The sequence below is a fragment of the Actinoallomurus sp. CA-142502 genome, from assembly GCF_050936355.1.
Classification (GTDB): domain Bacteria; phylum Actinomycetota; class Actinomycetes; order Streptosporangiales; family Streptosporangiaceae; genus Actinoallomurus; species Actinoallomurus iriomotensis.
This window is the reverse complement of sequence record NZ_JBNJMY010000001.1, coordinates 9199766-9210157: the sequence shown is the minus strand read 5'-3', so window position 1 is coordinate 9210157 and position 10392 is coordinate 9199766. Positions and strand designations below refer to the sequence as shown.

Annotated in this window: 11 protein-coding genes; 4 read left to right on the top strand and 7 right to left on the bottom strand. The window is 71.8% G+C overall.

From position 1 onward, the window contains the following. Nucleotides 1-66 precede the first annotated feature (66 nt). On the bottom strand, nt 67-933 hold the full coding sequence (locus tag ACQEV1_RS42870) for a hypothetical protein (protein WP_433402505.1): 867 nt from the start codon (nt 931-933) through the stop codon (nt 67-69). A 404-nt stretch (nt 934-1337) separates the two neighbouring features. On the opposite strand from ACQEV1_RS42870, the gene ACQEV1_RS42865 reads away from it, so the two are divergent. Continuing rightward, nucleotides 1338-2312 carry an MraY family glycosyltransferase gene (locus ACQEV1_RS42865; protein WP_433402502.1) on the top strand — a complete coding sequence of 325 codons (975 nt, stop codon included), beginning with the start codon at nt 1338-1340 and terminating at the stop codon, nt 2310-2312. Between the two features lie 23 nt (nt 2313-2335). Then, a complete protein-coding gene (locus ACQEV1_RS42860; protein WP_433402500.1) occupies nt 2336-3709 on the top strand; it encodes a polysaccharide biosynthesis tyrosine autokinase in 1374 nt (457 codons plus the stop codon). A 13-nt stretch (nt 3710-3722) separates the two neighbouring features. Here the strand turns inward: ACQEV1_RS42860 and ACQEV1_RS42855 are convergent, their stop codons facing one another. Together ACQEV1_RS42855 and ACQEV1_RS42850 are read right to left on the bottom strand one after the other, a co-directional pair. Further along, nucleotides 3723-3929 carry a hypothetical protein gene (locus ACQEV1_RS42855; RefSeq protein ID WP_433402498.1) on the bottom strand — a complete coding sequence of 69 codons (207 nt, stop codon included), beginning with the start codon at nt 3927-3929 and terminating at the stop codon, nt 3723-3725. A 58-nt stretch (nt 3930-3987) separates the two neighbouring features. Next, a complete protein-coding gene (locus ACQEV1_RS42850) occupies nt 3988-5250 on the bottom strand; it encodes an FAD-dependent oxidoreductase (protein ID WP_433402495.1) in 1263 nt (420 codons plus the stop codon). A gap of 390 nt (nt 5251-5640) precedes the next feature. Between ACQEV1_RS42850 and ACQEV1_RS42845 the strand changes: the two genes are divergently transcribed. Beyond that, nucleotides 5641-6027 (top strand): STAS domain-containing protein, encoded by a 387-nt coding sequence (locus ACQEV1_RS42845; RefSeq protein WP_433402493.1) that lies wholly within the window; start codon nt 5641-5643, stop codon nt 6025-6027. A 12-nt stretch (nt 6028-6039) separates the two neighbouring features. Here the strand turns inward: ACQEV1_RS42845 and ACQEV1_RS42840 are convergent, their stop codons facing one another. From ACQEV1_RS42840 to ACQEV1_RS42830, 3 genes are all read right to left on the bottom strand, one after another. Next, entirely contained in the window at nt 6040-6870 is an 831-nt protein-coding gene (locus ACQEV1_RS42840) for an MBL fold metallo-hydrolase (protein ID WP_285633928.1), read from the bottom strand. Nucleotides 6871-7063: 193 nt separating this feature from the next. Further along, nucleotides 7064-7675 carry a methylated-DNA--[protein]-cysteine S-methyltransferase gene (locus tag ACQEV1_RS42835; RefSeq protein ID WP_433402490.1) on the bottom strand — a complete coding sequence of 204 codons (612 nt, stop codon included), beginning with the start codon at nt 7673-7675 and terminating at the stop codon, nt 7064-7066. Next, nucleotides 7672-8160, bottom strand: coding sequence for an RNA polymerase sigma factor (locus ACQEV1_RS42830; protein ID WP_433402488.1), 489 nt, complete (start codon nt 8158-8160; stop codon nt 7672-7674). Before ACQEV1_RS42830 ends, ACQEV1_RS42835 begins: the two co-directional genes overlap by 4 nt. A gap of 595 nt (nt 8161-8755) precedes the next feature. On the opposite strand from ACQEV1_RS42830, the gene ACQEV1_RS42825 reads away from it, so the two are divergent. Then, the gene (locus tag ACQEV1_RS42825) at nt 8756-9460 is read left to right on the top strand and encodes a cytidylate kinase family protein (protein WP_433402485.1); all 705 of its coding nucleotides are present in this window, start codon (nt 8756-8758) and stop codon (nt 9458-9460) included. Nucleotides 9461-9530: 70 nt separating this feature from the next. Here the strand turns inward: ACQEV1_RS42825 and ACQEV1_RS42820 are convergent, their stop codons facing one another. After that, complete coding sequence (locus tag ACQEV1_RS42820) at nt 9531-10265, bottom strand: PIG-L deacetylase family protein (RefSeq protein ID WP_285633921.1); 735 nt, start codon at nt 10263-10265, stop codon at nt 9531-9533. Between the last annotated feature and the right edge of the window lie 127 nt (nt 10266-10392).

Sequence of the window (10392 nt, the reverse complement as noted above, 5' to 3'; positions counted from 1 at the left end):
TCTCGGGCGGTCGTCGCCGGGTACGCGCGTACCCGGCGACGACCGCCGTGACGGGTCGAACCCGGGTCAGTTCGTGCAACCGAACAGCGAGCCCAGAGGCACGCAGTTGTTCGGTGTGTTGTGCTGGATGAGGCTGTTGTTCAGCGACACCCGGCTCGGAATGCCGCCGTTGAAGATCCCGCCGCCGTTGGTGGCGGAGTTCAGCTGGACCAGAGTGCTTCGCAGGAGCAACCGCGCGTCGGCGGTGTTGTAGAGACCGCCGCCGTTGGCGCCCGCCGTGTTGTGGTCGATCGTGGTCCGGTACGTCTCGGCCCGGCCGCCCTGGCCGTTGTAGAGACCGCCGCCGTTCGTGTTGGCGCGGTTGCCCCTGATAATGCTGTTGGACGCCATGATCGCGCCGTCGTTGTACACGCCGCCGCCGCCGCCACCGCCAGCGCGCGTGGAGTTGTTCTGGACGAGTGTGTAGCTGGTGATCAGGCGTCCGCTGTCATTGGAGATCCCGGCGCCGTTGTCCGCGGTGTTGCCGGAGACGGTCGTACGGTACAGCACGATTGTTCCGCGGGAATTGAGGATGCCGCCGCCCGAGTCATTGGCGGGCACCGTGTTGTCGGTCAGTCCCCCGGAGATGAAGACGTTCCGCAGGTAGAGCCTGGCGCCCGATCCGACTTCGAGGACCCGGAACGCCGCGACAGTGGCCGACCTGGTGATTCGCGTCGAGCTGCCGCCGATGATCGAGATGTCGCCGGTGACCAGCAGCCCGTCCGGGCCACGCCCGGTCGCCGACGGGGCGGTCAGGACGTAGTCGCAGTTCGAGGCGAGCCGGAGCGTCCCCGAACCGATGGTGTTGGCGCCATTGACCGCCGCGATCAGCGCCGCCGTGTTGCAGGGCACGTACACGATCTGGCGGGCGTACGCCGGCTGTGCGACGGCCATTCCAGTCATCATCAGTGCGGCGGCGGCGATACCGCCAGATACTCTAATTGCCGAACCCATCAGGCCCCCCTGGCCAATCTGGACATTTCGTTATCCGCGCGCTTGAACTGCCCTCTGTGCCATTCCGGAAAATGGCATGCGTGGTCCCGTTCAAAAATCAGCCGCACGCTATCACGCTGGGCCGATTCTTTGAACCCTTGCAAATATTGACCACCGTTGACAATCTTTTGTTCGGGTGAATGTTTCGATTCGCGGTGTCCCGAAACGTGCACGGCTGTGCCGACTGTTCTCCCGTGCGCCGGTGTTTTGCGGGCCGTCTCTCGCGGTAACAGAGCTGAGAAGCTGCTGCCGTCAACGAGAGACCAGAATCAATGGCAATGACGTGGGTGGCGGTCGCTGCATTCGTGTTGGTCGCGATACTGACCGAATTCGTCCGCAGGCTGGCCGTTCGGCTGGCACTGACCGATCGGCCCGGCATGCGCAAGAGTCACGAGCGGCCGACGCCGTACCTGGGCGGCGTCGTCATCGCCGCCGGCGTGATCGTGCCGACGGTCGCCGCGCTGAGCGGTGCGGAGGCGCACCTGCGGATCCTGCTCGTGGCCGCGACGGCCGTGGCGCTGCTCGGCCTCGTCGACGACCTGCGGCCGCTGTCGCCGTACCCGCGACTGGCCGTCGAGGGGGTGGCCGCCGCGGCCGTCGTCGGCGCGGGCGGCCACGTGAAGATCTTCGGGAACTGGCTCGACTACGTCCTGCCGGTGCTGTGGATCGTCGTCATCACCAACTCCTTCAACCTGCTCGACAACATGGACGGCGCCGCGGCCGGCGTCGCCTGTGTCACCGGCGCGTCCCTCGCCCTGCCCGCGACGATGGTGGGGCAGCGGGGCGTGAGCGTGCTGCTCGTCGCGCTGGCCTGCGGATGCGCCGGGTTCCTGCCGCACAACTGGACGCCGGCCCGGATCTTCATGGGCGACGCCGGCTCGCTGTTCATCGGCTTCGTGATCTCGGCGTCGGCGCTGTTCGTGTTCGCGCGGTCGGACGACACGGGCGTCGCCGGGCCGCTCATGGTGACCTTCGTCGCCACCGTCGACACCTGCGTCGTCCTGGTGTCACGGCACCGTGCGGGCCGGCCGCTGATGCTCGGCGGCACCGACCACGTCTCACACCGGCTGCGCCGGCTCGGCCTCAGCACCGGACAGGTGGCGCTCGCGCTGTCCGGCGCGGCCGCGGTCACCTGCCTCGCGGTCCTGCCGGTCCTGTGGGACTGGGTGCCGGCGCCCGTGCCCCTCGCCGTCGCGACCGGGCTGGGCGGCGTGTTCGTGTGGCTGCTGCTGAAGGTGCCGGTGTACGCCAAGCACGACGAGCGGCTTCGCACCACGTGAGTTCCGGCCGGAAGGGGAGCGCGATGGAACCGCTGTACTACCTTCGCCTGCTGCGGCGCCGATGGACGCTGGTCGCGGCCTCGATTCTGCTCGCCCTCATCGCGGCGGCCTTCGCCACGACGCGGATGAGCCCGCGGTACGCCGCGACGATCACGATGATCGTCTCCGCGCCCGCCAACGGGGGGAACGCGGCAGTGGCCTACCAGGGCGCGCTGCTGTCGCAGGACCGCGCGAAGTCGTACGCCAAGCTGATCCAGAGCCGGACCGTCGTGGCCGCGGTGGCGGCGGCGCTGGGCGACGGCATGACCGCCGACGAACTACAGCCGAAGATCAGCGCGATGGCGGTGCCGGACACCGTCCTGGTGCGCGCCACGGTCACCGACGGCTCTCCGGAGCTGGCGACGCGGATCGCGCGCACCCTCGGCACCACCTTCGCCGGCTACGTGGACCGGCTCGAACGGCCGGACCGGAGCGCGCCGGCCGGCGTACGCGTCACGGTCGCCGACGACGCGGATCAGCCCCGAGGACCGGTGAGCCCGCGGCCCCTGGTCAACCTGGGGATCGGGCTGGTGATCGGCGCCGCCGTCGGCGTGGCCGGCGCCGTCCTGCGGGACCGCGCCGACACCTCGATCCGCTCGGCCGGCGCGCTGCGGGAGGTCGCGGGCGGTACCGCGCTGGGCGCCGTGCCCGCCGACGGCCGCATCGACCTCGGCGTACGCGGCGACGCGCCGCTCGCCGAGGCGTTCCGGCGAATCCGTGCCAACCTGCGGTTCACCGAGGACGGTGACGCCCTGCCCCGATCGGTGGTCGTGACCAGCGCCCTTCCCGGCGAGGGCAAGACCACCGTCGCGTGCAATCTCGCGGTGTCGCTGGCGGAGGCGGGCTGGAAGGTGATCCTCGTCGACGCCGACCTGCGCGGTTCGCCGCTGGCCTCCCGGCTCGGCGTCGAGGAGGCCGACGGGCTGGCGGAGCTGCTCAGCGGCGGCCGTACCGTCGATGAGGTGCTCCGGCAGTGGGGCCCCGACACGCTGTCCGTGCTGCCGGGCGGCGCCGCCAGGGGCAACCCCGGAGACCTCGTCGCGTCGCGGTCGATGCCCTCGGTCATCCACGCGCTGAGCGATCGGGCCGACATCGTGCTCATCGACACGCCACCGGTGCTGTCCGCCACCGACGCCGCGGTCCTCGCGCACGGGTGCGCGGGCGCGCTCGTCGTCGCCCGGCACGGCCGGACGCGGCGGGAGGACGTCGCCCAGGCGGTCGAGCGGCTGGAGACCGTGCGCGCACGCGTGCTCGGCACCGTCCTCAACGGCGACCAGCCGGCGCGCGGCGCGTACCCCGGCGGCGACCTGAGGTTGTTCCGGCCGGCCGCCCGGCGGCGGCTCGCGGCGCAACGCTGAGCGCGCCGGACCCTCAGGCGCGGCGGCTCACAGGAGACAGCGCCTCCAGCGGCAGCGGCAGAATCCGGCCGATGCCACGCCGCAGGCCGGTCGCGACGACGTCCCGCACCGCGGACACCACGGCGATGGGCAGGCGCGTCCGCGCCGGGTGGCCGGACGCCCGGCCGCCGGACAGGCCGCAGGAGACGGGGACCGCCACGGAGCCGGCCGGAAGCAGCACCAGGGGCAGCTACCGCAGTTGGTCCACGCGGGCGTCCATACGCGGCCGGGATGATCGCTCACCGGGTGATCCCGGCGTACGGGCGGGGGCGCGGGACCGGCGTGCCCGTGACGCGGTCGGCGACCGGCCGTCCCGACAGGAGCGCGGTGGGCACGTCGAGACCGGGGATCGCGCCGTGGCCGGCGAACACCACGTTGTCGGCCGTACGGGCGAGGGCGGGGCCGGAGATCTCCGCGCCGTCCGCGGTGAAGGCGGCGAGCGTCTCCACCCCGCTCAGGCCGCACCGGGCGGCGACGAGAGCGACCGTCTCCTCCGAGGACGCCTGCGCGGCGCGTTTCGCGCCGTCGCCCGGACGGGGCAACGGGACGGACACGGACAGGATCTGCCGCCCGCCGGGCGCCAGCGCCGGGTCCGTCGCCGTGGGTCGCGTCACCAGCAGCGGCGTGTCGCCCGCCGGGTCGCCGAACAGCAGGTTGTGGTGCGCCGGGCCGTCGCCGGTCGCGCTCAGGTGCACGACGACCGCCGACGGCGCGGCCCGGTACGGGTGCGACGGCGCGTGGCCGAGCAGGCGGCGGGCGGTCGCGGGCGCACAGGCCAGCACGATGGCGTCGCACGGGATCCGCTCACCGCCGGTGGTGTGGGCGGCGATGACGCGGCGGCCGTGGCGCTCCAGGGCCGACACGGTGGTGCCGTGGCGCAGGTCGACGCCGGCTCCCGCGGCGGCTCCGGCCAGGGCGTCCGGCAGCGCCCGCATCCCGCCGTGCGGGAACCAGGCTCCGCCGGCGGCGTCCATGGCGGCGACCGCGGCCAGCGCTGGGGACGGCTCGGCACGGGGGAACCGGTGACCGAAACCGCCGGGCAGGAGCGCCGGCGTGCCGGAGAGCCGGGTGTACGGGGCTCGGCACAGCCGGGCGAGCCGGTCGCGCAGCCGCCCGTACCGGGCCGCCTCACGCGGGCCGGCGTACGCGCGGAGCGCCTCGGTCACGGCGTCCCGCCCGGCCCGCACGTCCAGCGCCGAGCCGTCCGGGAGGTACGCGCGGCAGATCGGGTCGAGGCGGGTCAGCGTTAGCCGGTCGTCGAGCGCGACGCCGACCGCGTCGAGGGTCTCCTCGACGACGTCCGGCATCGTGAGCACGGCGGGCCCGGTGTCGAGCCGGTGACCGCGGACGTCACGGCGTCCGACACGCCCGCCGGGCACGGCCGCACGTTCCAGGACGGTTACCGACCGGCCCCGCCCGCACAGGTGCAGGGCGGCGGCCAGCCCGGACAGGCCCGCACCGACGACGACCACGTGGTCGGTCGGGCCCGCGACGATGCGCATGTCGCATCGATTACCCCGCTGACCAGTCTGTTTACACGAAACAACGCGCCATGATTGTCCTCGCGTTCGGACGCTCGGCTCTCTGCTCTCCGCGGGCGTACCGGTGTGTCCGAGTCGCGATACTCCCCGTGCTGTGATCTATGCCGGATTAGCAGTAAATCGGTGTATCTATCAGGGAATGAGGGGATAACCTCCTGGCAAGGGGAGCGTCTCATCAGAGTGGTGACCGCCGGACGGGGGATGTCCGGCCGCTGATGCGAAACACCGCAGGATCCGAAGGCGTGCCGCAGGGGGCGGCGCGTCGTATCGGTGAGACGAGTCGTCGCGGTCCAACAGTGAGGCCGCCCCACCATTCGGAATGACACAAGGGGGATCTGGATGGTACGGGCCGTGGTTTCCGCTCTGCCCACCTGGCGCACCAGCCGCTACACCGTCGTCGAGCTGCCCGAGCAGGTCGACACGTCCAACGCCGACGGGGTCCGTGAGCAGTTGCTCGCGTTGCTCAACTCCGGCGACGAACCGATCATCGCCGACCTGACCGGGACGACGTTCTGCGACTCCTCAGCGGTCAACGCGCTGCTGCGCGCGAACACCCGGGCCCGTGCGACGGGCCGCCCGCTGTACGCGGCGGTGGCGCCGAGCGGCATCGTCCGCAAGGTGTTCGACATCACGGCGGTCGCGCGCGCGATCCCCACGTTCGACGACGTCGGCTCGGCGGTCGCGACGGCCGTCGTCACCGCCCTGGAGGAGGACGCCGCCGCCGGCCCGTCCGGCTGACGCGCGGCTCACCTACCGCGTGGTGGTCCGCGCGAAGTCGCCGAACGGCATGCTCGTGCCGCGCCCGACCGGATGGAGCCTGTCGGTGAAGCCGCGGTCGCGGGCCTCCGCCTCGAAGTCCGCCAGCCCCGACGTGAAGACGGTGTAGTCGTCGTAGTGGACCGGCACCACGCGGCGGCAGCGGATCATCTCGGTCCAGTCGGCGCCCTGCCGGGCGTCCATCGTGACCATCGACAGGCCGAGCAGCGTCGTACCGCCCAGGTGCACGACTCCCAGATCGATGTCGGGATAGCGGCGGGGGATCTCCTTCAGCCCGTCGTACATCAGCGTGTCGCCGCTGATGTACATCCGCAGCTCGGTGCCGCCGCCGGCCGGGCCGAACTCCAGCATCGAGCCCATCACCGGCGGAAGCATGCGGCCCGTGAGACCGAAGGCGTGCCGGCCGGGCATCGAGGTGATCCGTACGCTGCGCCCCTGCTTGATGAACTCGTGCTCCTGCCAGACCCGCAGGGGACGGGTACGGCCGAAGCCGCGCCGGGCCAGTCCCCGCGACGCATGGGACGTGGTGACGATGGGAAGGTCGCGGTCGAGGTGCCGGGTGGTGACCCGGTCCCAGTGGTCACCGTGCAGATGGGACAGGACGACGGCGTCCACCCGGGGCAACTCGTCGATCGAGATCGCGGGGTCGCGCAGCCGGCGCGAACTCAGCCCGTAGCCGAGGTACGCCCGCTGGCCGTGCCGCAGGAAGTTCGGGTCGGTCAGCAGGGTGAAGCCGCCGTAGCGGATCACCATGGTGGCGTTGCCGATGAAGTACAGCCCGTCGGCGTCGGTCAGACCTGCCATCGTTCCCCCTGTTCACCCGGTCGCACCGCGCACGGCGTGGGGTAGGTTCTACCCGTTACGGAGAGGATCAGTCCCGATGCCGGGAGTCACACGACGTGGGCGAGGGCCGAGGAGAGGGCTCCGGCCGCTCCCGACGCGGGTGGCATGGACTTCTGAGTCCGTCGGGAGCGGCGTGGACCTGTCAGCCGGTTGATCAGCCGGTTTCGAGGGCCAGCAGAGTGCGCTTGGCCTCGGGGCCGCCCGCGTACCCGCCGGGTGTGCCGTCGGAACGCACCACCCGATGGCAGGGCACGACGATCGGCAGCGGGTTGGTGGCACACGCGGTCCCCACCGTCCGTACCGCGCGCGGGCGGCCGGTGGCCGCGGCCACCTGGGCGTACGTCTCGGTGCGGCCGTAGCCGATGTCCGGCAGGTGGGACAGCACGTCGCGCCGGAACCCACGGGACAGCCGCCAGTCGAGCGGCAGGTCGAACCCGGTTCGCCGGCCGGTGAAGTACTCCTCGATCTGCCGGCTCGCCGCGTCCAGCCGTACGGGCGCGTGGAGGACACGGGGGCTGACCTGGTCGGCGAGCAGGCGCAGCGCCGCGTCGTGGTCCTGGACGGCGAAGGCGACCCGTACGAGGCCCCGCGCGGTGGCGGCGATCAGGAGCGAGCCGACCGGCGTGTCCAGCGTGCGGTACGCGACGTCGAGGATCCCCTCGCGTTCGGCCCGGTCCGCGAGACGGTCATGCAGCCGGGCCAGCGCGGGTTCGTCGTCGGCGGGCAGCGCCGCGAGCAGGTGCTGAGGGTCTTGTGCGGTGTTCATCGAGCCATCTCCTCGTGGTCGGTGGCCGGGTAGGTGGAGCGCAGGGTCCTCAGACCGTCGGCCGCCGCCCTGCGCGCGGCGTCCGTGCTCCCGCCGAGCAGCCCGGCGATCTCCTTGTACGGCAGTCCGGCGAGGTAGTGGTACGCCACGGCCTGGCGCTGTTTGGCGGGCAGGCCGAGCAACGCCTGCCACAGGTCACCGTCCCAGTCCTCCGGCCGGCCCGTACGGCTGGGACGCTCGGGCAGGGCCTCGACGGGCGTGGGCCGGCGCGCGGCGGCGCGGGTGACGTCGATGGCCTTGCGGTGGGCGATCGTCACGAGCCAGGCCTCGACGTTCGCGCCGGCGGGCAACCCGGGGTAGGCCCTCATCGCCGCGACGAAGGTCTCGGACCAGGCGTCATCGGCGTCCTCCGGCCCGAGCACGGCCCGGCAGACGCGCAGCACCATCGGGCCGTACGCGGTCACGATCTGCTCGAACGGTTGCATGGTCACATCTTGTAGACGCGCCACGGCGCCAGAACGTGAGATCGCGACTCGGCGCCGGTGCGGAGGAGCGGAGTTTCCCGTACGGGGCTGGTTCCCCGCTGCGGATTCGCCCACCCTCCGCGCAGCGGCGGGGGCCGTGCGTCCGTCGACCTTGTGACGCCCGGCGGCGAGAACAGGAGATCGCCGGCTCAACAGCCGCGGGTCCCCGCGGGCTCGGCGGCCCATGCGGGCGGGGGCAGCGGCGCCGGGGCCGGCAGGACGGGGGGAAGGCGCCGGCGGCCCCGGCGTCCGCTGGGGGGATCCCGTCGCGGCCTGGCCGGTGACACCACCCTCCCTCCGGTACGGGCGGGAGACATCGGGATTAATACCCGTGTTCCTACGTGTGCCGTTATGGGAGTTCGATCTCCCGCGCCGCCCGGTGGCGATCACGCCGCACGTGTCACACACGGCAACGTCCACGCGGCTGGTTCGCGTTGTTGACCGGACTGATGGGCGACACGCCGGGAGCGCGCACATCCCCCGTAAGCCATATCCCCTCGATATATCGATTCGATACATTGGGGCAAAGCGCCAGGCGCACGGATGGGGACAGATGATGCGACACGGCACCCGCGACGATCTCCTCGGCCGACTGATCGCGGAGATCGGATCCGCCACGACCACGCACCCGCTGAGGGTCGCCATCGACGGGCCGCCCGCCGCGGGCAAGACCACGCTGGCCGACGAACTCGCCGTCGTTCTCCGTGCACAGGGCCGCGAAGTCATCCGCGCGACGATCGATGACTTCCTGTTCCCCCGCGCACAGCGCTATCGACGCGGCCAGTATTCGCCCGAAGGCTGCTACTTCGACGCCCACGACCACGACTCGATGCGCCGGGTGCTGCTCGACCCGCTGGGCCCGAACGGAGATCGAAGGTTCCAGACAGCCGTCTACCACCGGGAAACGGACACCACACTGTCGCTCCCGGTCGCCACGGCCCGCGCGGACGCCGTGCTGCTCTTCGACGGTGTCTTCCTCCTGCGCCCAGAGCTGCTCGACCGGTGGGACCTGAGCATCTTCATGGCCGTCACGTTCGATCGGACGTTGGATCGCGCCCAGGCCCGCGGCACGGCACTGGCCGGACTCACCGCCGACACGACCGAGATCGAGCGGTCCTGGCGCAACCGCTACATCCCCTCCCAACGGCTCTACTTCACTCGGGACCACCCGACCGACCACGCCGACATCATCGTGAACAACGACGAGCTCCAGCGGCCCGCCTGGGACGTCAGAAAGCACCGGTCGGCACACGAGATCTGACACGGATCAGCGTCGGCTCGAGACACAAGCCGCGATGCACGCTGCGGGTGGGTTCGATGGCGCCGGCCGGTCAGAGGTTGATGATCTCGAAGGCGACGCCGTAGCGGGTGCCCAGCCGGGCTCCGACCGGGCGGGCGAGTTCGGCGAGGAACTTCTCCGGGTCGCTCATCGCGTTCTCGCCCAGGCCGCGCAGGTACTCCGCGTGCGCTCGAAGGGAGGCGACGCCTTCGTCGAAGGTGGCGGTGACGTCGACGCCGTGTGCCGCCCGTGGGCTGGAGGCCACGAGTACCCGTGCGGCGCGCCAGGGGGCCAGGCCCTCGTCGAGGAGTTCGCGGAACACCCACCGGTTCGCGGCGTCGCGTACTCCGTCGATCACCGCGCGACCCAGCGCGATGTGGTCGGCCTGGTTGGGGGCGCCGGGCCCCCACGTGTCGTGATGGTTGCCGGTGATCACCACGTCGGGCCGGTGTCGCCGTACGGCTCGGGCGATGTCGCGCCGCAGGTTCAGGCCGTACTCGATCACGCCGTCCGGATGACCGAGGAACTCGACCTCGTCGACGCCCACCAGTGCCGCGCCCGCGCGTTCCTCGGCCTCGCGCAGCGGGCCGGCCGTTTCGGGGGCGATCGCGTCGATGCCCGCCTCACCGCTCGTGGCCAGGCAGTACGTGATCCGCTTGCCCTGGCGGGTCCAGCGGGCCACGGCCGCGGCGGCCCCGTACTCCATGTCGTCCGGATGCGCGACCACGGCCAGGGCGCGCGACCACGACTCGTCGACCGGGTCCAGCGGCTCACTCGGGGGACTCATGTCCGCCGACCCTACTCAGCGGCGGGTACCCGCCGTTCGCCGCATGGGGTTTCCGGGATGGGTGAAGGCGGCGATGCCTTTTCGACGGGAGGGCGAATTCTGGTTCAGCGGAATGGGTGGGGAGAAA